The 21,266-nt window shown below is 56.2% G+C and carries 17 protein-coding genes; 3 read left to right on the top strand and 14 right to left on the bottom strand.

Annotated features, from left to right (window positions below):
- The first annotated feature begins 78 nt into the window (after positions 1 to 78).
- On the top strand, positions 79 to 1,725 hold the full coding sequence (locus ACO6TI_RS15470) for an FMN-binding glutamate synthase family protein (protein WP_422385257.1): 1,647 nt from the start codon (positions 79 to 81) through the stop codon (positions 1,723 to 1,725).
- 125 nt (positions 1,726 to 1,850) lie between these two features.
- Here ACO6TI_RS15470 and ACO6TI_RS15465 read toward each other — a convergent pair whose 3' ends face one another.
- From ACO6TI_RS15465 to ACO6TI_RS15425, 9 genes are all read right to left on the bottom strand, one after another.
- Positions 1,851 to 2,783, bottom strand: a complete 933-nt coding sequence (locus ACO6TI_RS15465) for a DUF922 domain-containing protein (RefSeq protein ID WP_235808851.1) — start codon at positions 2,781 to 2,783, stop codon at positions 1,851 to 1,853.
- Positions 2,784 to 2,866: 83 nt separating this feature from the next.
- Complete coding sequence (locus ACO6TI_RS15460; protein WP_055112113.1) at positions 2,867 to 3,649, bottom strand: hypothetical protein; 783 nt, start codon at positions 3,647 to 3,649, stop codon at positions 2,867 to 2,869.
- 150 nt (positions 3,650 to 3,799) lie between these two features.
- Positions 3,800 to 5,680 (bottom strand): flotillin family protein, encoded by a 1,881-nt coding sequence (locus tag ACO6TI_RS15455; protein WP_082442756.1) that lies wholly within the window; start codon positions 5,678 to 5,680, stop codon positions 3,800 to 3,802.
- Between the two features lie 53 nt (positions 5,681 to 5,733).
- A complete protein-coding gene (locus ACO6TI_RS15450; protein ID WP_422385256.1) occupies positions 5,734 to 6,492 on the bottom strand; it encodes a YqiJ family protein in 759 nt (252 codons plus the stop codon).
- Between the two features lie 2 nt (positions 6,493 to 6,494).
- Positions 6,495 to 7,178: a PspA/IM30 family protein gene (locus tag ACO6TI_RS15445; RefSeq protein ID WP_055112754.1), complete on the bottom strand. Its 684-nt coding sequence runs from the start codon at positions 7,176 to 7,178 to the stop codon at positions 6,495 to 6,497.
- A 151-nt stretch (positions 7,179 to 7,329) separates the two neighbouring features.
- The gene (locus ACO6TI_RS15440; protein ID WP_055112110.1) at positions 7,330 to 7,836 is read right to left on the bottom strand and encodes a hypothetical protein; all 507 of its coding nucleotides are present in this window, start codon (positions 7,834 to 7,836) and stop codon (positions 7,330 to 7,332) included.
- Positions 7,837 to 8,110: 274 nt separating this feature from the next.
- Positions 8,111 to 8,956, bottom strand: a complete 846-nt coding sequence (locus ACO6TI_RS15435; RefSeq protein WP_422385255.1) for a helix-turn-helix domain-containing protein — start codon at positions 8,954 to 8,956, stop codon at positions 8,111 to 8,113.
- 270 nt (positions 8,957 to 9,226) lie between these two features.
- Positions 9,227 to 11,110, bottom strand: coding sequence for an ABC transporter ATP-binding protein (locus tag ACO6TI_RS15430; RefSeq protein ID WP_422385254.1), 1,884 nt, complete (start codon positions 11,108 to 11,110; stop codon positions 9,227 to 9,229).
- A gap of 45 nt (positions 11,111 to 11,155) precedes the next feature.
- Complete coding sequence (locus tag ACO6TI_RS15425; protein ID WP_422385253.1) at positions 11,156 to 11,788, bottom strand: helix-turn-helix transcriptional regulator; 633 nt, start codon at positions 11,786 to 11,788, stop codon at positions 11,156 to 11,158.
- 378 nt (positions 11,789 to 12,166) lie between these two features.
- Here ACO6TI_RS15425 and ACO6TI_RS15420 point away from each other — a divergent pair, with 378 nt between their 5' ends.
- Together ACO6TI_RS15420 and ACO6TI_RS15415 are read left to right on the top strand one after the other, a co-directional pair.
- Positions 12,167 to 14,167 (top strand): putative bifunctional diguanylate cyclase/phosphodiesterase, encoded by a 2,001-nt coding sequence (locus ACO6TI_RS15420; RefSeq protein WP_422385252.1) that lies wholly within the window; start codon positions 12,167 to 12,169, stop codon positions 14,165 to 14,167.
- 45 nt (positions 14,168 to 14,212) lie between these two features.
- Positions 14,213 to 14,533, top strand: coding sequence for a DUF2293 domain-containing protein (locus ACO6TI_RS15415; RefSeq protein ID WP_055112100.1), 321 nt, complete (start codon positions 14,213 to 14,215; stop codon positions 14,531 to 14,533).
- On the opposite strand, the gene ACO6TI_RS15410 is transcribed toward ACO6TI_RS15415, so the two are convergent.
- From ACO6TI_RS15410 to ACO6TI_RS15390, 5 genes are all read right to left on the bottom strand, one after another.
- Positions 14,530 to 14,904 carry a RidA family protein gene (locus ACO6TI_RS15410; protein WP_055112098.1) on the bottom strand — a complete coding sequence of 125 codons (375 nt, stop codon included), beginning with the start codon at positions 14,902 to 14,904 and terminating at the stop codon, positions 14,530 to 14,532. The genes ACO6TI_RS15415 and ACO6TI_RS15410 overlap by 4 nt on opposite strands.
- 64 nt (positions 14,905 to 14,968) lie before the next feature.
- The gene (locus tag ACO6TI_RS15405) at positions 14,969 to 15,586 is read right to left on the bottom strand and encodes an MOSC domain-containing protein (RefSeq protein WP_196998404.1); all 618 of its coding nucleotides are present in this window, start codon (positions 15,584 to 15,586) and stop codon (positions 14,969 to 14,971) included.
- A gap of 384 nt (positions 15,587 to 15,970) precedes the next feature.
- On the bottom strand, positions 15,971 to 16,768 hold the full coding sequence (locus tag ACO6TI_RS15400; RefSeq protein WP_422385251.1) for a hypothetical protein: 798 nt from the start codon (positions 16,766 to 16,768) through the stop codon (positions 15,971 to 15,973).
- Positions 16,769 to 16,960: 192 nt separating this feature from the next.
- On the bottom strand, positions 16,961 to 18,973 hold the full coding sequence (locus ACO6TI_RS15395) for an FUSC family protein (protein ID WP_422385250.1): 2,013 nt from the start codon (positions 18,971 to 18,973) through the stop codon (positions 16,961 to 16,963).
- Positions 18,974 to 19,078: 105 nt separating this feature from the next.
- Positions 19,079 to 21,163, bottom strand: coding sequence for an FUSC family protein (locus ACO6TI_RS15390; RefSeq protein ID WP_422385249.1), 2,085 nt, complete (start codon positions 21,161 to 21,163; stop codon positions 19,079 to 19,081).
- Positions 21,164 to 21,266 lie beyond the last annotated feature (103 nt).

The raw sequence follows: 21,266 nt of genomic DNA, 5'->3' as shown, positions 1-21,266 counted from the left end.
CACGGTTGTATACCCTTTCCTTTTCCTTCACAGCCTGACACAACTAGGGAAGCAAGCTTTCAAGAGGGGTGCCCAGTCTTGTTTCCTGCCCGCTATACTGTTTTCTTCCTTTGCCTCGCATTAGCCTTCGTCGCCTTCGTACTGATGTTCGCCGTCAACGTACATTTCATCTGGCCGTTTGCCGTATTCGGCGTCTTGTCACTCATTGGCGTCTTCGACCTGCAGCAGACCCGGCACGCCGTTCTGCGAAATTATCCGGTATCAGGGCACTTCCGCTATCTCTTCGAAGCGATCCGGCCGGAACTGAGGCAGTACTTTTTTGAAAGCAACCAGGATGGCCGCCCTTTTTCAAGGGAGCGGCGATCCATGGTCTATGACAGGGCCAAGAACATCGAGGACGTCCTGCCGTTCGGCACCGAACTCGACGTCTACAACGACCAGTACGGCTGGGTGAATCACTCCGTTACACCGAAACCTGAGAATCACGAAGAATTGCGGGTGACGATCGGTGGACCGGATTGCAAGCAGCCCTATTCCGCATCGCTCTACAACATCTCGGCCATGAGTTTCGGCTCGCTGTCCGGCAATGCCATCCTTGCGCTGAACAAAGGTGCGAAAGCAGGGCATTTCTACCATGACACCGGGGAAGGCAGCGTCTCCCGCTATCATCGGGAAGGCGGTGGGGATCTTGTCTGGGAACTCGGCAGCGGCTACTTCGGCTGTCGCGCGGCGGACGGAAAATTCGATCCGGAGAAATTCAAGGCGCAGGCGGCCAATCCCCAGATCAAGATGATCGAAATAAAAATGAGTCAGGGTGCAAAACCCGGTCATGGCGGCGTGTTGCCGGGTGCGAAAGTGACGGAAGAAATTGCCGAGGCTCGTGGCGTGCCACTGGGTCAGGATTGCATTTCGCCCGCTTCGCATTCAGCCTTTTCAACCCCTATCGAGCTGCTGGAATTCATCCAGACGCTTCGGAACCTTTCCGATGGCAAGCCGATCGGGTTCAAACTCTGCATCGGCCACCGCTGGGAATTCATGGCGATCGTAAAGGCCATGCTGAAGACAGGGATAAAACCGGATTTCATCGTCGTCGACGGAGCGGAAGGCGGCACAGGTGCAGCCCCGATCGAATTCGCCAACCGGCTTGGCACCCCGCTGCTGCAGGGCCTGCTCTTCGTTCACAACAGCCTGGTCGCCACCGGATTGCGCGATGACATCAAGCTGGGTGCCAGCGGCAAGCTGATCAGCGCCTTTGATATTTCCGGCACCATGTGTCTCGGAGCCGATTGGGTAAATTCGGCACGTGGCTTCATGTTCGCAGTCGGCTGCATCCAGTCGCAAAGCTGTCACACCAACCGGTGCCCGACCGGCGTTGCGACCCAGGATCCGAAGCGTCAGCAGGCGCTTGTGGTTCCCGACAAGGCCGAGAGGGTCACGAATTTTCATCGCAACACGCTGAAATCTCTAATGGCCTTTACAGCAGCTGCCGGGCTCAATCATCCCAGCGAATTCAGGCCGGAGCACTTTTATCTTCGTGGCGGCGCGCGCGAAATCATGTCTGCAAATGCGGCCTTCTCCTGGCTCAAGAAAGGCGCGCTCCTGGACGAAGCACATGACCTGCCGGGCTATTCAGCCTTTTGGGCCATGGCCGATGCGGAGAGCTTCAAACCGGCCAAGTCACTCGACGCGGCCAAAACACTGGGCCATCACAGGGCGCATCATTGAGGTCGAGCGGAGCCACTCTTTCCAACGGCTCCGTTTGCCACAGCTACTAAACTTCGATGTAAAAGACTGTTGCTGTGCTCCACGAGAGTTTTTCGTCGCAACCTTGAACAAGTCGGAAGGTCCTCTCACGGCAAGTGATAGAACCAAACCCGGTCTGGTTCCTGCTCAAAGAAGCAAAGGATCATGTTGTCGGAAGTTCTCCGGACACATGGTGAACTGTCGATAAAGGCATACTCGGCCGAAGTGTTGTTCCAACTCACGGGTCCCCCTTCATTGTACTGGACCTGAATGCGCTCCGTGGACCAGCTGTAGTTTATCGTGCAACGCGACGATTGGGGTTCACACGAACGCTCGAAACGGCACTCGACATGCTGAATGGTCTCAAGATCATCAGACAGTTGACACCATCCGTGCATTGCCTTGTCCGGACTTCCTGCCACAGGCGTCTGCACGCCAACCCGTACGGTCAAATCGGGGAATTGTTTACTTCCATATCCAAGCCGCTGTTCGATAGCCCTACCGCTAGCCCGATAAAGTCGCGAAATATGGTGTGCCCTTTTGTTAACTGTTTCCTTGAGCTCATTACAGTCTTCAAATATTTCAGTTCGCAAATAAAGCTGTTCTATTTCCTGGGCGGCCTTCAAGCCGTTCGACTTCGATTGACGCAAATACAGGTCAATCGCGGCTGTTGTTCGTCGCAATCTTGCCCTCAATTCAGGCGTTGCATCCGTTTTGTTCAACCAGCGAGGCAACCAGTTCTCAACGATGACGGATGCCTCGACACGTGATAGTCCACATCCGGTTTCCAGTTCCCGCCACCAGTATCTCCACTCAGTCGTCCATTCGCTTTTCGCCCAGAAAAATTCGCCCCAGTTTGTTTGCGTTTCAGTGTAACGCTTCAGGTTTTCCTTGATTTCCACTGCAGTCGTTCCAAACACGCTGAAGTAGTTTTTCTTGGTTTCGACTGCAGGAGTAGCGGAGACAGATTGGATACAAAAAAGTATGCAGGCCGCAGCCAAACTGAATACCAGGGCGTTCGAAAGAGTTGCTCGGTACACGGTTTTCAAACCCTCTTCTGCTGGCGCCCGTCAACTGCGTGCCAGAAATTTTCAAATCACAGCTCAATAGTTCCGGAGACTACCTATCGGTCCACCGTGACCTGCTCGAACGGAACGGAGGCACCGTCCACATTGAACTGCACAACAGCAAAGGAAGAGACCCTGGAATGTGGCAAGTAAAAACGGAAGCGTAGATTTACGGGCCGCGCCTTGCTGACAAAAACATTGGCCTTGTAGCGGACCTCTTTTTCAGAAGCCGTTCCAAGCGTAAAGGAAGAGATCCGGTAAGCATTACCGTTGTTGTCTGCGACGAGAGTACCGGCGTTGGAAACTTCAACCTTGCGTCCGGTGCGTCCCAGGTTATTCAGGCTGACATCACAATAAACATACATCATCTTCTCAGCACATCCGACAAGATCGACCTGAATATCGTTTATCACCTTGGTTCGAGCGTCTTTTTCAACTGCAAATGCCTGTTCCTGCGGCCTAGCCGATGCCACCGTTTGGACGCGTTGCTCAAGTTCTTCGATACGTTTTTGCGTTTCCTCCAGACGACGCTCAAAATCAGCTGCCATCGTCGCTTCGATCTGCTTGACAAGATCTGACACCTGATCGCGAAGATTATTCTGCTCAGCTAACAACCGGGATAAATCGCTTTCATTCCTGTCCTCGCCTAGTCGGCTCTCAAACGACTCGATACGTGCCAGAAGCTCCGCCTTGTCATCGTAGAGGCGACTTACTTCCGTATGGAAGTGGAAGACCACGCCAGCGAAAAGGATCAGGATCACGAATATCAGTATGGCCGATATCTCGAGAAACAGATTCCCACGAGGCTTGAAGTGGTTTTCCTTGTTTTCGTAATCCATCCCGTTCCACCAAACTCGTGCCCTTTCGGGTCGTCGCTTTTCTCGCGGACAAGACTGCAGGCCGCGTGATCCGCCGGCTGCTTTCCCGGTCGATATCCCGGTCGATATCCCGGAGCCAGCTGGCTCCGGAATATGTGTCGTGCAAGGCGATCAGGTAGTCGGATCAGCACTTTCTTGTTTGGGAACCAACGGAGCTGCCTCCCCGGAGGTGTCCGCGACTGTCTCCGCCGTCAAGCTTCCAGTCGACGGATGGGCCGCATTGTCTGCAGCGCCGTTTTCGCCCGCAGTCGTTCCATTGGCAGGCGCTTCACCAAGACCAGCAGTCAGCCCCGAAAGTCCCGACCCGTCCAGGCCGACTTCCTTCATCATCGCGTCCAGAAGCGGGGCCTGAGAGCGGTATTTAAGCGCGGAGGAGACCATCTGGTCGGCAAGGTTTCCACCTCCCGATCCATTGCCGGTCGAGCCATTTGCAACGCCACCGGCACCACCGGTCATGCCATCCACCTGGATGATCTTGATACCGTCGATCTGCTCCATCGGCTTGACGCTTTCGGCAATAATCTCAGGCAACTGCTCCAGAAGCTTGACACGGATCTGCATCGCGATCTGGTCCGGAGACAAGAGGTTGGCAGCCTCGTTGATCGCACGCTGACCGTCGGCCTCCACTTCATAAAGCGCTTTTTCAGCTTCCGCGCGAAGCTTGTCAGCCTCTGCGGAGCCCTGCGCTTCGATGCGAAGTTTTGCAGCCTCGGCTTCTGCGGCGATCCGGACCGCTTCCGCCTGGTCGGCGGCAGCCTGTTTTTGCGCCTCGGCACCGACGGTGATCGCGACAGCATCCATTTCGGCCGCCTTGCGGGCTTCAATCAGTTCGATCTGCTTGTCTCGCTCGGCAACTTCGGTCTCGCGAGCCGTCGAAACCTGTTCGGCAGCACGCGCCGCGATTGCCCTTGCCTCATCGGCCTCGGCTTCCGCCTCGGACTTTTCGCGGGATTTGGCGGCTACCGCGATATCGCGGTCCTGCTCGGCAAGTTCAATCAGTTTCTGTTTTTCGACATTGGCCGCCTCGACCGAGCGTTCCTTGGAGATTTCCCGTTCACGCACCTGCTGATCCATCGCGATCTGACGTTCGGTGACAGCCTGGTTGGACTCGATGTCCTTCTCCTTGACCTTCTGGCTCGCCAGGATCTTGGCTTCCTCGGCTTCACGCTCGCGCTCCGCCTGCTGCTTGGCAATCAGAGAGGATTGCTCTGCCTGGCGGATCTGGATCTCGCGCTGCTGTTCAAGCTTGGCGAATTCCTCTTCGCGATTGATCTGCAGACGCTCCTGTTCGGCCTCCAGGTTCTTGCGCTTGATCTGGATTTCGGTTTCCTGCTCGATGTCGTTCCGCTTCTTCCGGCGTTCCTCGATCTCCTGGGTAAGTTTCGTGAGACCTTCGGCATCGAAGGCATTTTCAGGATTGAAATATTCGCGGTTGGTCTGGTCCAAGCCGGTAAGTGATACCGATTCCAGCTCAAGACCGTTTTTCAGAATGTCTTCCGAAACCGCAGCCTGCACTTTCTGCACAAAGTTCACGCGCTGCTCGTGCAGCTCTTCCATTGCCATTTCCGCGGCAACCGCGCGCAAGGCATCAACGAACTTGCCCTCGACAAGTTCACGCAGAGCCTCCGGCTTCATGGTCCGCTGACCAAGCGTCTGCGCTGCATTGGCAATGGATTCGATGGTCGGCTGAACCCGGACATAGAATTCTGCCAGGACGTCGACACGCATGCGGTCCCTGGTGATCAGCGCCTGATCGTTGGAACGGCGGACTTCCAGACGCAACGTATTCATGTTGACCGGAATGACGTCATGCAGCACAGGCAACACAAGCGTGCCGCCGTTCATGATGACACGCTGGCCACCGAAACCGGTACGCACAAACGACACTTCTTTCGAAGACCGGCGATAGAGCCTGGAAATGATCAAGCCAACGGCCAGCAGCGCCACAAAGCCGATGCCGACCAGGATCAAAATACTTATGAGTTGGTCCATAACTTACAACTCCCTTTGTTTTTTTGATGAAAATTTTCAGCCCGGCACCAGCGTCAATCGCCAGCGCCGGTCAATGTCGCGTTGGTATTCCTTATCGCCGTGAAATGCGGTCCCTGCTGGCGTACGATGATGATGTTCGTACCCTGCTCGAGCACTTCGCCTTCAACGTCCGGCTCCACAAGCACATAATGGAACTGACCGGTCGGGTCGCTAAGACGCGCCTGCGCAGGAAGGCCTTCCTTGGCATGTCCCTGCACGATCACCGCGGGTTTTCCCACGAAAGTCTGCCGAGAGACGGCGTCGCTTTCGTCCTTTGGCATCACCTTGGACAATCCGAGTGCGGTCACCCTGGTAAAGGGCAACGCTCCCGCGAAAGCTCCGGCGGAGGCCAGGATACCCGGCAACAGATATCCGGAGACGGATTGCACCAGACTCTGGAGGACATACCCGACGAGGCCGAACCCCGTGAGGAAGATCACCAGGATGATCAGCGCCGGCACCCTGCCGAAGCACAACCATCCGAGTATCTGGCTGAAGATACCTTGTCCGGGCCCGGTCAACTCGGTCCCTGCCGCAACCGTATCAAGATCTCCCGGCAGGGCACCGGCCTGGATATCCGCGTCGAAATCCGGCGCATCAACATCAGGCAGATCCACGTCGGGCAGATCCACTTCCGGAAGCAGACTGTCGATCATGCTCGACAGGCCAAGTCCCATGAGCGTGCCGACACCTTCGGCGAGCGCGATCGCAATCATCAGGCCGAGAGCGACCGCAAAAGGTGTGTTCTGGTCGGCTAGGATGAACTCGACCATGTTCAACCGTCTTTCGCCGACGCCTTCAATGCGGCAAGGCGTTCAGAAACCCTGTTCTTGCGGGCAAGATCTTCCAGCTCGGCAAGTTTGGTTGCGTCGGCCTTGTCGGTCGAAAGTCCGCCGGGCAGACCGGTCGCATTCTGCATGACACGGTCAAATGCCTGTTCCGCCTTGCGGGTCTTGCCTTCGACACTGTCCTTTGGAGCCGCAACTCCCGACGCTGCACTGTCCGTCGCGCTTTGTTGCTGGGAACGGCGGAAATTGACCAGTTCCGCCTCCATCTCACGCTTGCGCGCCTGGAGAGCGCTCACATAGCCTTCCAGTTCCTTTTCCTCCCGGCTGGCATCTGCGACTGCAGACTCCAGAACCGGAATTTGAACTTCGAGGTCAAGCTGGCGCGCAATGGCTGCTTCCGCGAGATCGTCCCGCCCTTCTTTCACCGCCACGGCAATCTGACCCTGCAGCTCTTCGTGACGTGTTGTCGTTTCCCCAAGCCGGGTGTTTGCAAGGTGCTTGTTCGCCAAGACACCGGCCAATTCATCACGGACCTGATCGACGGCCCGGTCCACTTCCCGGATTGCCTCTTCCATGACGGTTGCGGGGGAAGTGTTTTCAATGGAGTCCACCAACTGGTTCACACCGCCGGAGACCAGACGCTTGACGCGTGTTACGAGACCTTCTGCCATCTTTCCTTCCTTTCCGTTCCACTTCTCAAAAAATTCAAAAAATCCGGTATCCAACCGATACCCGTAACGACGGGTTGGTGCGCATGTTACTGCTACACTTCTTCCGTATTTACCGTGGCCCGTTCAGCAGCCATTTGCCGATACAGGCCCCCTAGTCCCTGGTTTGACGCCTTTGATCCAGCAGCCGCGCAACTTCGAGAATGGGCTCGAGACGCCTGTCCATGAGTACCGGATCGTAGGTTCGGCTCGGGGTGGTCAGTCCGAGGTCAAATATCTCCTCGATCAGTGAAAACAGCTCTGCGGACAACGCTGCCTCGAACTTTACCAGATCCTGTTCTCCCTGTTCCGGTCCCGGCGCCGATGCGATGAGTTCCGCCAGCATTTCCGGCAATCGCTCATACAGTTTCATGACAAGATCGGATCTGTTTCCGATTTCCCTTTGTAATTGCCGTAGCCCCTTCTCGGCCGGCCGCGCCATAGTGCGGAGCAGATCCTCACAGGCCTCGACATCCTGAACGCCCTCTTCGCGTTCCCGCGCCGCCTTCAGAATTTCCCGCATCTTATCGCTTGGGGTTCTGGCGCCCTGAACCTCGTAACCCGCCAGGAACGAGACATCGTCATCGCTGAGCCTGACACTTATCGGAATACTCTTTGGCATACGCGTCACCAATTGTCTTCGTTTGCATCAATTCGTTTACATTTGTATTCAAAAGTTTTCATTTGTCAAGAAAAATCGACTGATGAGTGTGTCATGCGCCCCATGCACCTGACCACTCAACGCAGTGTATTCAAGGAAAAAGCAAACTATTTTTTAAAAACCAGTCCCCTACGGTTTCCAACGGCACAGGTGCAATCGTGCGCGCAATTGCTTTGCGCGACCACGTTGCAGCCCTGCAAAATGCCAAGGTTCGTGAGGAAAAGGGCGGGGAGATTCAGTTGTCGCTTGCAAGCCGCGACACGAAATCCCCGGCTTCATGCGAGCGGACCACCGCGTGGCGTACAAGATCGTCGAAATGGCCCGCGAAAAGTTGCACGTGGCGGGTATTTGAAAAAGCGAGGTATCTCTGTCCGAGATAAAGCGCTGCCCATTTCTGACCGAATACCGTGAAGGGTGAGGAATAGCGATCTGTTGCCCCAAACAGGTGAAGCCGCAATGAAGGGTAAAGATCCGACAGGCTATTGCCCATGACTTCAAGCTGTTCGCGCCGCTCATCGGGCGAAAGTCCGGACCAGAGCCCCTCTCCTCGTGCGAAGCCTTCCAGAGCTTCGCGGGAAAGGGCAATTTCCATGTCCGATTCTGCGCGGTGCAACAACGCTCGCTGATCCCGTGTTCCGGTGATCGCCTGATCCGCCGTGCGCAAAGTTTCCCCCGCGTATTCATAAGCCAGGACTGCCTCGGTCTTCAAAACGTCAGGCAGGTTGGCTGGAACATGACGGATCTTGGCGCCAACCGCATCGCGGTACCAGGCCAGAAGGTGCTCATCGACCGGGTGCCGGTCGGTTTCTGCTATCTGAACAGCCTGATCCAGAATTTCCGCCGCGGCTCCACGGTGCGTGGACAGTCCCAAAAGCCAGTCCGCGGACACGCCGAGCGCAGTTGCGATCGCCGCAAGCGCCTGACCGTTTGGCAAGCGCGGCGCGTCTTCCGACAAGAGTTGCGACACCGTCGACCGGTCCAGCCGCGCGCCCCGCGCCAGATCGCTGCGGTTCATGTCCCGGCTGCGGATCGCGTCGGAAAGGCGTTCACGAAAGAGTTCTGCGCGTTCTCGTTTGTCCATGCGGGAGTATTGTGACCCTTCTTTCGAAAAATCAACAAGTTGCAGATCAAAATCAACGAAACATCCAAATTGGCCGCGCGAGCAATGGTTCAAACCCTTGTTGGGCTATGGGAAGGGCACCAGGCGGGTGGGAAATGAACTCGGTCACCGTTTCGAGGCACTCCATCGCCACATGACGACGGAGTGTGCATTCGAACAATGGCACCTCAAGGTCGTCTTGCAGCACCGCCAGTGCCGCTCGGTTGCGCCGATCAACAGGGCCTCTCCGAGTTACTCAGCCGCATTGAGCGCCAGAAAACCGCCGGATTGCCGTTCCCAAAGCACTGCATAAAGTCCACCGAGAGCCAGGAGATCACGATGATTTCCTTCCTCGACAACCCTGCCTTTGTCCATGACCACAAGACGATCCATCGCAGCGATTGTCGACAGGCGGTGCGCGACGGCCAGGGTGGTCCTCCCCTCCATCATCCGGGCAAGATTTTGCTGAATGGCAAGCTCTGCCTCGCTGTCTAGTGCAGATGTTGCCTCGTCCAGAATCAGGATCGGTGCGTTTTTCAACAATACCCTGGCGATCGTGATGCGCTGACGCTGACCGCCGGAAAGCTTGACGCCCCTGTCGCCGACATGTGCATCGAGCCCCGTTCGACCCTTGCTGTCTTTTTGCTCATCAATGAACTCCAGCGCCTCCGAAGCCTTTGCGACCGCCCGGATTTCGTCATCACCCGCATCCGGCTTGCCATAACGGATGTTGTCCCGGATCGACCTGTTGAGCAGCGAGATGTCCTGTGTGACGACGCCGATCTGACTGCGCAGCGAGGCCTGGGTCACGCTCCGTATGTCCTGTTCGTCAATCGAGATACTGCCGCTCGTTACATCCCGCAAACGCATGAGCAGGGAAATGACCGTCGACTTGCCTGCCCCCGACAGGCCCACCAGTCCGACACGTTCCCCTGGTTCAATGGTCAGATTGAAAGCCTCAAGAATCGGCTTTCGATCCTTGTGATAGGCAAAGGAAACATCCTCGAAGCTGATCCGCCCCTTTGTCACGTCCAGCGCCGAGGCACCCGACCGATCGGTGATCTCCGGCCGGCTGGTCATGATGGGCATCGCATCCTTGATGGTTCCCAGCGTACTGGTGATGGACTGGCCGACGCCAATGAATCTCGAAGAAGCTGCCGACAGGGATCTGGTGACCGTCAGTCCTGCAACGAAATCGCCAATCGACACCCACCCGCCGGTCATGCCCCAGAAGCCGATGGCCACGACCGCCAGGATCATCAGCACGTTGAGGAAATAGACACAGCTGTCGGTCAGGATATAGGACCGGTTTTCGCTATGCCTGGTATCGATCGTTTCGCCAATGACCTTGCGGATCGCTCCCGCCTCGGAGTCTTCGGCCGCGAAAAGCTTTACCATCGCGATATTGGAATAGACGTCCGTCATGGCGCCGGTTGCGCGCGAGTTGGCAGCGGCCACCTTGGCAGATCGTTGCATATAGGTCGGGATTGCCAGCCAGGCGACAAGTGAATTGGCCGCTATCCAGACCAGAACGGGTATCGCCAATGGCCATGACAATGCCAACAGCAACAGGAACGAACCGCCGAACTGGATGACAAGATAAGGGATCGTCTCGATTGCAAGCATCATCTGCCGGTGGACCGACATTGTCACCTGGGCAATACGCGAGGCCACCTGCCCGGCAAACGTGTCTTCAAAAAAGGCAAGATCCTGGGCCTCGACGGCCTTGTGCGCCTGCCAGCGCATCGCTGCCGGCAACAGAATGCGCACGGTTTGAAATGCAAATGTCTGGCGCAAAAGAAACGCCAGGGGGTCCACGATCACAAAGAGAACGAAAAAGCCTGCGAGCACCCAGCCATGGCCACGCAGAAACACCGCTGCTCCTCCCGCCGTAACGCCATCGACCACGTAGGCTATCGCCCAGATGCCGGCGAGCCCAAGCGCGGCGGAAATCATCGCCAGCACCGACACGATCACGAGTTGCCAGCGGAACATCTTGGCAAAATGCCAAACGAGCCGAAGTGGCCCCTGGTCGGGCAGAGGATTCACCGGCAGGTCAAGAGGTTTCAGGTGTTTTTCGAAAGGCCGGAAATACCTGTCAATCAACCCGGCCAACAGCGGTCTGGCAATCGCCACGCCTTACACTCCCGAATTCAGCAAACGGAAAACTGCGCCCCGTGGTCAGGAACCACCCTGCGGTTTGATCCTGTACATGCAACGCCGGTCTCCGGACAAAAGATGTTCGACACGCTCAACGGCGACATCTGGTCCCAGAACATCCCTGAACAGTCTCAGTTCCGAGCGACAAAATCCCTGGCAGGCCGTTGCCGCGGCGCAAATCGAGCAGTGGTTTTCCACCAGAAGAAAACCGTCATCATCCCGGATTACTTCTGCCATATAGCCTTCGCGGCTGCGCAAATCCGCAAGCACCTCGACCCTGTCGGGCAGATCGGCCAGATCGCACAGGGCCTCTGTATAGGACTGTCGGGTTTTCTCTTCGCGATGCGTGATGAGCTTTTCCAGGCCGTCATCTCCGTAGAGATCGCTAAGGCCGCTCAAAAGACCCACAATCAACGTCGAGTGACTGTCCGGGAATTGCTGATGTCCTGCGGAAGTCAGATCCCAGACCCTTTTGGGGCGGCCGACTGACCCCTTCACGTCCTCAAAATCCACCAGGCCGTCCTGGTGCAATCCATCAAGATGCTGCCTCACGGCGACGGACGTGACGCTGAGGTCCTGGGCCAGGTCCGCAGCCGTCTGCGGACCGACGGACTTCAAGGCATTTAACAGTCGTGTTCGGGTGCGATCAGCCATGAATTCAATATAGGGTCAAACGAACATAAAAAAATAGATCTCTTATCTTATTGTGAACGCTGTCGAAGCGAGATGGTTTGGCAAGACTGACGAGCGAAAGTCCAGCCGTGCCCCCCAAGGTAAAAAGCCTTATATTGTTAACTGCTTGGCCGATCCATTCGACTGTCTGGATCGCAACGCTCAACCGCTTGAACTCGCATAGCAAGATTCGACCTTAACGAAGCGGATCTTCGAATTCTATCTCGGAGTTCTGTTCGTTTTATCAGCTGTTTTGAAACAACATCATATGCTTGATAATATTGTTGTGCCGATGCACCAATTTCCCGCCCTAACTGTTCTTTTAGTTTCTTCAATATAAAAACAAATAAAGTGGAGGGAATGATGGACAAGATCAGGGCTTTCCTGAGATGGATGATGATCGATCCCCGTCATCCCGAAATCGCTCAGGCTCAATACAACGAGCTGAAAACCCAGATTCCATCGCTCTATGCGCTCTTGATGGTCAATGCGATTGCCGTTGCCTATACGCATTACGATGTTGCGCCGGTTTATCTGACCGTCGGTGTCCTCGTGCCGATGCTTGTGCTGACATCGTTTCGGATGATCGCCTGGTTGCGTGCCAGCCGGATTACGCCGGGGCCGGATGAAGCCATCCGGAAAATGCGTCAGACCGTCGTGCTCGGCAGTCTCATGGCCGTGATCTACATATCGTGGTCACTCAGCCTTGACGGATATGGTGGACCTGAAGAAAGAGGACACGTAGCCCTTTTCATCGCCATTACGGTGATCGGATGCATATTCTGCCTGATGAACCTGCCTCAGGCTGCGCTGGCCGTCATGTTCATCGTAACGGTTCCTTACCTCATCTATTACATGCGGCAGGAACAGGATGTCTATTTTGCCATTGCGATGAATATTTTCCTGGTCTGCCTTGTCGTCCTCCAGGTGCTGATCAGCGGTTACAACGGGTTTTGCAAACTTGTCAGGTCGCAGGCGGATCTCGCCGTCAAACAAAGGGAAACAGAGCAGCTCAACGCGGAAAATGAACGGCTTGCCCAGACCGACGCCCTAACCGATCTGCCAAACCGGCGATATTTCTTCAACCGCGTCGAAGCCCTCATCAAATGCGCGACAGAGTCCAAGCGGGAATTTGCAGTTGGCGTGATCGATCTCGACCGGTTCAAACCTGTGAACGACACCTATGGCCACAAGGCGGGCGACCATCTGTTGATGGCCGTTGGTCATCGATTGAAATCGTTGGAGCTTGAAAATGTTGAAATCTGCCGCCTCGGCGGTGACGAGTTCGGCTTTCTCTTCCTGGGGAACCTTGAGGACGCAGCGAGGACAGGTCAGGAAATCTGCGATCGCGTCAGCGCTCCTTATCGCATCGGAGACATGAATCTGACGGTTGGCGCCTCCTGCGGCATCGCTTCCTACCCGGAAGCAGGCAAGACGGCTCATGCGCTCTTTGATCGCTCGGATTATGCTCTCTACAATTCCAAAACCACATCACGTGGCCACACAACGGTTTATTCGGAAGAGCACGAAGCTCGCATCCGATCCGAACGTGCCATCGAAGGAGCCTTGCAGAACGCGGATTTCGATGCCGAATTTCAGGTCTACTTCCAGCCGGTTGTTTCACTCCCCGCTCGGATCATTGTCGGCTTTGAAGCACTTGCCAGATGGCACAGTCCCGTGCTTGACAGGGTCACCCCCGACAGGTTCATCGCGGTGGCCGAAAGAACTGGCCAGATCAACAGGCTTACGCTTTCCCTTTTCGACAAGGCACTTCGACAAATCTGCGAACTTCCTGGGGATCTGTGCCTTTCATTCAATCTTTCGGCGCAAGATATCACGTCACCTGAGACTGCACGGACGCTTCTTGAAACGATTGAGCGTCACGGCATCAATCCGAAACTGATCACCTTTGAAATTACCGAAACGTCTGTAATAGGCAGCTACGAGACTGCCAAAACTTGCCTTCAGACGCTCCGCGGCGCCGGCGTAAAGCTTGCGCTCGATGACTTCGGAACCGGCTATTCAAGCCTTGGATATCTGCATCGCTTGCCGATCGACTGCGTCAAGGTGGATCGAAGTTTCGTCGCAGACATACACGACCCGGTCGCAAGCGGCGTCATCACGTCGATCATCAACTTGTGCCGCACAATGGATTTGCTTTGTATCGTGGAAGGCGTGGAGGACAGAAACCAACTCGATCTGTTGTCAGCTCTTCGCTGTAACCTCGTACAGGGATTTCATTTCGCGCAGCCCTTGCCGTTTGACGAGATTGTCGGCAGCGTGCGCGCGAATGGCACTGTCGCCGGCCTTCCACTGTCCAACACGGACGGGCTGGAAGAACTGAGGCTTACCGGCGCCTGAACTTCGTCAGGCACTAAGCCGGGCCTGAACTCAAGAGCAAAAATTATGACTGGCGGCACAAAACGACAAAAGGAAATGCGCAAGGCATTGCGGGCGTTGCTCCCTCGGGTACCGATGCGCGACGCCGAGGCGATCCTGTCCGTTGCGCTCGCCGGCCATTTGCGCCACCTGCCGCCGACAATTGCGCTCTGGCAGGCGACGACAAGTCATATCCGACATGAACTCACCGAGTATGATGCCCTTCTGGAGGAAGGGTATGACAGGGACTCGGCCCGGTTCTTTATTCTCGAACCGATGAACGAGACCCTGCGCGAATGGGGCTGCAACAGGGAAGTTGCCGAGACTTCGGACGAATTCAGTTCCTAGGGCCGCTTTGCTACCAGGTCGATCTCGACAAGCGCATCCAACGCCAGCCCGGTAACGCCGATACAGGTACGACCAGGGAGCTTGTCCGGAGGGAAGAACGACAGATAAGTCTGGTTCATTTCCTGATAGTCCCGCTTGAATTCGGTCAGGTAAACTCTTGCGAACACTATATGTTCAAATCCAAGACCAACTCCGGCAAGGACCAGTTTCAGGTTCTCCATCACCCTTGTTGTCTGCGCCGCAATACCTTCCGGCAAAGGCGCTTGCGGATCGTCCGGGAAGGTCGGCATCTGGCCGGTGACGCAGATCCAGCCATCGGCCTCGACGGCATGCGAAAACGGGGCAACGGGCTGGGGGGCGTTGCCGATCATGTGATGGATAGGTAGCACGATAGTCTCCACGAGATTCAGTCTGGTCACTCTCCAGACTACTCGCTCAATCGCGCGGGTAAATCCATTGCTCGGAAATATGTGCGGTAACAGCTTCTCCCGGCGCGATCACGCCGGGCTTTTCAATGTATCCGACCAGACCGCGCAGTCCTCTTGCCTTTTTCGGAAACAGCAGGTCCAACCCTTCCCTGTCCGGATAGTTGGATGCGATCGCTTCTCCCGCAAACCGGCAAGGCAGGTTGTCGCCATCGATGCGGATCACTGTACCACTTTCAAAAACCAGCCGGGTACGTGGCGGCAGTCTGGTCAGGTTGGCAATCCCGGACAGGATGATATTGCCGCCAATCCACTCCGGGCGGATTTCATCAAGCTCCATCAGAACGGCTATCCTGGAGAGTTCAACGCCTGACAGGATTGAAACCTGTCGTTCGTTGCACATCTCGGTGCCGCGCGGATACCAGGGCTCACGGCTTCCGGACTTTCTCGTCATGCCGGCATGCCTGTCACCGGGGATCCCTTCAAAGGTGAGTTCCAGGCTCTCAACGGCAACGGTTTGAAAATCTTCCGGAGCCTCTGTCCTGAAGAGGCCTTCTACCCGTCCGGCCACCCTGAATTTGGGAGTTATCCGGATCTCTTCCTGCAACAACGATGCTTGATCAGTCATTTCGTCGGTCGACCTTGTCAGAACTTGTACCAATAGCGATCAGGTATCGCCCGCTCCCGGTTCGTCTTCAAGTCATTTTCAATCCCGACGATCAGTCGGTCTCCGGGACCTGCCTCTTCAATCGCAGCACGAAATACCGGGGGCAACCGGAATGATTTGCACCATCACAGGAGATGAAAATTGAAACAAAGCCGTGCATGTTTTGCCTCGTCCAGGAATTCCCGCATAGACAACACCACCACTTTCAAATTGGTATCGGGAGCGAAGCGATAGTGAAATTACCCTGAAACTGAAATACGTGGCGTACGTTGTCGACGAGAATTCCCGGCACATCACCTGAAAAAAGAAGCCCCGCAGATTGCGGGGCTGTTTGTTGAGTGAAAATCACTGAAGCGGGACGGTGCAAACCATCTGCGTATGTTGTGAATTGATCCAGCAATTTGGCGGGAGTGCCCCGGTCGGGATCGGATAATAATAGTAGGTTGGCTGCTTCGACGCATTGGCGATCGCAGCTCCGGTTGCAACACCGGCCGCATAGGCTCCCGGGTGATAGTAGGGACCATAAGGCGGGTAATAGGGATGGTACGGGTGATGCCAGGCCCGGCAACGCGGATCCTGCGGTGCGTGGTAGCAATAGGGACCGTAGGGTTCAAACCCCACCGAACCCGGTGCCGTTGCAGTTGTGTGGCCATGACGATGATGCGGTTGACGGGCACTGCGGTCAATAAAGAGGGCAACTCCTTTTGCACTCTCAGGCAAGTCACCGCGCAACACCTTGACGCCATAAACAACCGATGATCCCTCTATCTTTGCGGAGGTCAGCTCCACCAAAGCCGGCGCTTTGTCCGTCTTGCTCAGGACGGAGACAACTGCATTGGGCGGGTCACCCTTGAAGCCAGTGTCAGCATCCCAGTATCCCGCAAAATCCGAGTTGGAGATCTGTCCGCCGACCCGGTACGGCCGATCGCTGAAAAACAGCACGCCGGTATTGGCATCCGAGAGCGTAAGAGAACTGCCGTCGTAGGACATTTCTCCGGCCTGCTGCACAAAGTCGTATGTTGGCGGCGGTGTCGGGTCGGCGGCGGCCGGTTGTGCGTCCTGCGCCTGAGCCACTCCAATCCCCATCCCGGCCAACAGACCGGCGCCGACAACCATTCGGCGAGTTTTCTTCAAACAGATCATTCTTAAAAATCCTCCTCCCGGGCAAGAGGGAGGCCCGGTCGCTGACAAGTCACTTTCACGCGAGCATCCCGTTCTGATTGTTACACTGAAGACAGTCTGCCTTCCAGATTGCAGCCGGACAATGGCGGTCAGATTAATTAAGTGAAAGGTATGGCTCCAATTTCAGCTGCAGAACATTCTGCAATTCGGATATCAGGCGACTTCCTGCCGGAACCCGTCAAGGCAGCGGATGACCTTTCTGGCGTGGTAGAGCATCGCAACCCAGTCCGTCATGAAACGATCATCGTCCTCGGCGGTTGCCGGCATCGCGGCCTTCCACTCTTCAGCCAGACCCGGCATGGCCTGCTTGCCTTTTCCGTCCAGAACGGCGCCGATTTCATCGTGAATACGCTTGTCCATTGTGGCGACGAGCGTTTTGACGCTAGCGTATTTGTCAGAGTCGGCCAGGACGTTGGCTCTCGCCTGGCGATACAGCGCGATATAATCCGCCAACAAGACAACAAGCGTATCCAGTTTGCTTGAGGACCTGGTGAAGGACGACCAGGGAGCGCGTTCCGTGCGATAGGTTCTGGCAGTTGCAAGCACTTGGTGGGCAGTGGCCTTCAACCTGGTGTAGTCGGGATCATTCGGCCCGCTATCCGTCTTGAGGTATTCCGAGCAGGCGTTCAGATAAGAGGCCTCCAACCGCTCGACACTATCACCGCTTCTGTTCGGGAAGAGCAGCCAGGCCGCGGCCAGCCCTACAGCCGCACCAATCAGTGTGTCGTAAAGACGGGACCAGAATTCCGCAGTGGGCAACCCGGTCAGCGTCTGGAGCCCGATCAGCACGAGGAAGCTGATGATCCCTGCAGCGATCCCATAGTTGCGTTCAAACAGAACTATTACCGGAGGCAACAGCAGCACGATCAGGGCAACCCGAAGTTCGGGATAGCCTGCCAGCACCGGCTCCAGAAGAATTGCACACACGAATCCGACCGCGGTGCCCAGCGTGCGCTGCACGGTCTTTTTCATTGTTGCGCCAAGGCTGCCGCAAAGAACAACGATAACCGTGATGGTGACCCAGTAGGCGTGACTCAGGTTGAAATAGATACCGATGCCGTATCCGACACTGGCAGCGACACCTGCCTGAACCGCAAGTCGCCAGGAAATCAGCTGCCACCAGTTTCCCGACTTGACCTCCAGCCCGGTGTCGTCGTCTGCTCTCAGTTGCGCTGTCCCTTCTGCCAGTTTCCAGATCCGCTCGAAAGCCTGCGCAATTCTCAACAGCTGAAACTTGTCACCCTTTTGAAAACCGACTGCAAGTTCCGCCCAGGCAACGTCAAAGGGTGTTTCGCCGGACGGACTGTCGGACCTCACTACCTTCTCCTGAACCTGACCAAGCACTTGCTGATAAGTGGCGTTCGTGATCAATTCCGCCCGGCATTCAGGCGAGAGCGCAGCCGTCGCATCGCGCACGACTTCCAGTGCAAGCTGCATCATCGCCGCCGATTCTAGCGACAGTCCTCGGATAGCCGATCCGGGTTCTGCCAGGTCGATGCTCGTTTCCAGCTCCGAACGCAGACTTGCGATGTCGGAGAGGTTCAGCCGGCGGCGCCTGTCGATCGAAAGCTGTCCGTTTGCTGCAAGCTTCAGGTAATCAGCCATTGCCTGCCGATTTGCCCTTTCGACCCTGCGATACGTCTTTTCGGGTGACGGCCTCCAGAAGCCGATGCGGATCACGAAGGCCAGTACGGCGCCAAAAACCGTCATGGCCGGCAACCAGAATCCCGGCGACCCCGAACCGCTCGACATGATCACGAACAGCCAGTAAATCGACACCATGCGCCCCGTCCGCAACCAGAACGGCCCAAAGCCTTCAAGACCGAATCCGATGGCAATGAAGCCAATCCACATGGCCTGAAGCACGACCTGCGTGTTCTCGCCCGCGATCAGTTCGGACACCATTCCCACGACTGCCAGGCCTGTCATGATCAGCCCAAGCCAAAAAAGGTTGCTGGCCTCCTGCCTGCGGGTCGAAATCGGCGTGAACAAAAGACAATGCGCGCCGGCGGCAGCCGCCAGAACAGAAAGCGTAAAACCCGGAACACCATTGGCGAAAGGCCGTAGCTGGTTGGCCAGCAAACCTGCCGTGACAACCGTGATCATCAGATGCGCCCCGCGCACCAGGCGCAATGCGCCGGGGTCATACCGGACAAAACGGTTCATCGTTCGAAAGATCGGCTGAAGCATCGGTAGAACTTGAATCCCGGAAGCCAATATCCTGACCCTATTGGAGAATTTGATTTGTACCAAGGTTGGCCCGGGCCGATTTCACCGGTCCAGCGCCAGGGCTGCGGCCCACTTGGGATCCCGCCTCAAGCCATCCAGGCAGGTAGTGAGCTTCCGCACGTAATAGAGCATCGCAACCCAGTCGGTCATGAGTTGTTCTCCTCTCCCGCCGGCTACTGGTATCATGGACTTCCATTCTTCAACCAGACCGGGAACGGTCTGTTTCTCCCTGCCGTCCAGAACTGCCTCGAATTCATCATGCATCCGCTTGTCCATTTTGGCGATGATCGGCGAGAGCGGTGGCTCGAAGTCGTATTTTGCGGTCTCGGCCACGACGGTCATCCGCGACTGGCGATAAAGAACAACATAATCGGCAAGAACCAGAACCATGATATCAAGCTCATCGGAGGAATTCGCGAAGGAAGCCCAGGGCGATTGTTCCACGCGATAGTCCTGCGCGGCAGATACCAGGTTGTTCGCCGCTGACTTCAGTTTGGCATATTCCTTCTTTTGCTCCGCTTCGATCCGATTCTCCACTTTCAGGTATTTGTAACAGGCGGTGATATAGTCGACTGCCAGTGCGTGAACGTTTTCAGCGCTTTTCCGCGGCAACAGCAGCCTGGCCGCGGCCAGGCCTGCGGCGGCTCCGATCAGCGTGTCGTAAAGGCGTGGCCAGAACTGAGCGACCGGCATTCCCGTGAGCGCCTGAAGTCCAATCAACACGACAAAGCTTATGATTCCGGATGCAATGCCGTAATTCCGTTCCAGAAAGACAACAATCGGTGGCAGCAACAGGATGATCAGCACCAGCCGGATTTCCGGAAACTGCGCGAGAACGGGCTCCACGGCCAAGGCAATTGACACACCAATTGCGGTCCCCACAGTCCGAGAAACCGTTTTCTTGACGGTCGCCCCAAGACTGGCACACATGACGACGACGACCGTGACCGTGATCCAATAGACGTGGCTCAGGTTGAAATAGACACCCAATCCATAACAGGTCGCGGCGGCGGCACTGGCTTGAAGCGCCAATTCCCACGAAATTTTTCGCCACCATCGCGACTGCACCGAACTGCCGGCAGCATTCGGTCCAGGCCGTATGTTTTCGGTCGACCGGGACAACTGCCACAGTCTTTGAAACGCTTGCACGATGCGAAGAAGATGGAACTGATCATCGGTTGAAACATCCGCTAGCGAACGGGACCAAACGTTGTCCAGGCCCGGTTTTGCCGTAACCTGTTCCCCTGTCTCAAGGGTGCCCATCAAGTCCCGAACGGTGTCCCGGTAGGATGTCCCTTCAGTCAACTGGGCACGGCATTGATCCGAAAGGGCCGAGACTGCTTCCCTGACAACTTCCAGTGCGAGCTGCATCATGGCAGCGGCTTCCGGCGACAACGCCCTCAAATCGTTTTTGGGACCGATCAACTGGATGCAGGTTTCCAGCTCGGTCCGAAGAACGGCAAGCCGCGCGAGGTTCTTCTTGCGCAAACCGGCACTATTCAGGCTGCCCAGAGCAGCAAGTTGAAGATACTCTGCAATGACTTTCCGATTGGTCTTTTCCACACGCATCAAGGTTTTCGTCGGCGACGGCCGCCACAGGCAGATGCGGAAGAAAAATGCGACTGCAGTTCCCAATGCGCCCATGGCTGGTAGCCAGATACCGGGTGCGACGGGTTGGCTGGCAACGACGACAAAGATCCAGAAAATTGCCAGCATCCGTCCTGCCCTGAGCCAGAACGGCCCAAGCCCATCCATGCCGAAGCCGACCGCGATCACGCCAATCCAAAGAACCTGAAGAACCGGGATGGCCGTTTCCTGAAACAACGTGATGATCACGGCACCGATTGCAAAACTTACCGTCAATATGACGCCGAGCCAGAAAATGTCGGATGTTTCCTGCCTTCTGGTCGATACAGGTGTGAACACGAGTATGCCGGCTCCCGCTCCGGCCGCGAGCACGGCAAGATCAAAACCGGAGACGGGAGACTGGAAAAGACGTGCCAATTGCATCGCCAACAGCGAAGCGGCAACGATCGTCAAGGTCATGTCTATGCCGCGCATCAGTCGCAACGCGCCGGGGTCGTAGCGACCGAGGCCGGTTAGCGAACGCGTTATCAGCTGAAGCATCGGCTTAACTTGAAGCAATCCCTAAACTCTTCGATCAATCGCCAATGGGCCCGGATGCAAAACAAGAACGCACTGCCCGGGGAAACCGGTACAGAATGCAACC

The sequence above is a fragment of the Roseibium album genome, from assembly GCF_965233825.1.
GTDB classification, from domain to species: Bacteria; Pseudomonadota; Alphaproteobacteria; order Rhizobiales; family Stappiaceae; genus Roseibium; species Roseibium album.
This window is presented reverse-complemented; position numbering and strand designations above follow the sequence as displayed.

Bases quoted from the DNA above. Each gene is read 5' to 3' on its own strand.
- ACO6TI_RS15460 (WP_055112113.1), bottom strand. From the start codon at position 3,649: ATGGATTACGAAAACAAGGAAAACCACTTCAAGCCTCGTGGGAATCTG.
- ACO6TI_RS15455 (WP_082442756.1), bottom strand. From the start codon at position 5,680: ATGGACCAACTCATAAGTATTTTGATCCTGGTCGGCATCGGCTTTGTG.
- ACO6TI_RS15450 (WP_422385256.1), bottom strand. From the start codon at position 6,492: ATGGTCGAGTTCATCCTAGCCGACCAGAACACACCTTTTGCGGTCGCT.
- ACO6TI_RS15445 (WP_055112754.1), bottom strand. From the start codon at position 7,178: ATGGCAGAAGGTCTCGTAACACGCGTCAAGCGTCTGGTCTCCGGCGGT.
- ACO6TI_RS15440 (WP_055112110.1), bottom strand. From the start codon at position 7,836: ATGCCAAAGAGTATTCCGATAAGTGTCAGGCTCAGCGATGACGATGTC.
- ACO6TI_RS15435 (WP_422385255.1), bottom strand. From the start codon at position 8,956: ATGGACAAACGAGAACGCGCAGAACTCTTTCGTGAACGCCTTTCCGAC.
- ACO6TI_RS15425 (WP_422385253.1), bottom strand. From the start codon at position 11,788: ATGGCTGATCGCACCCGAACACGACTGTTAAATGCCTTGAAGTCCGTC.
- ACO6TI_RS15420 (WP_422385252.1), top strand. From the start codon at position 12,167: ATGATGGACAAGATCAGGGCTTTCCTGAGATGGATGATGATCGATCCC.
- ACO6TI_RS15415 (WP_055112100.1), top strand. From the start codon at position 14,213: ATGACTGGCGGCACAAAACGACAAAAGGAAATGCGCAAGGCATTGCGG.
- ACO6TI_RS15410 (WP_055112098.1), bottom strand. From the start codon at position 14,904: ATGATCGGCAACGCCCCCCAGCCCGTTGCCCCGTTTTCGCATGCCGTC.
- ACO6TI_RS15405 (WP_196998404.1), bottom strand. From the start codon at position 15,586: ATGACTGATCAAGCATCGTTGTTGCAGGAAGAGATCCGGATAACTCCC.
- ACO6TI_RS15400 (WP_422385251.1), bottom strand. From the start codon at position 16,768: ATGATCTGTTTGAAGAAAACTCGCCGAATGGTTGTCGGCGCCGGTCTG.
- ACO6TI_RS15395 (WP_422385250.1), bottom strand. From the start codon at position 18,973: ATGAACCGTTTTGTCCGGTATGACCCCGGCGCATTGCGCCTGGTGCGC.
- ACO6TI_RS15390 (WP_422385249.1), bottom strand. From the start codon at position 21,163: ATGCTTCAGCTGATAACGCGTTCGCTAACCGGCCTCGGTCGCTACGAC.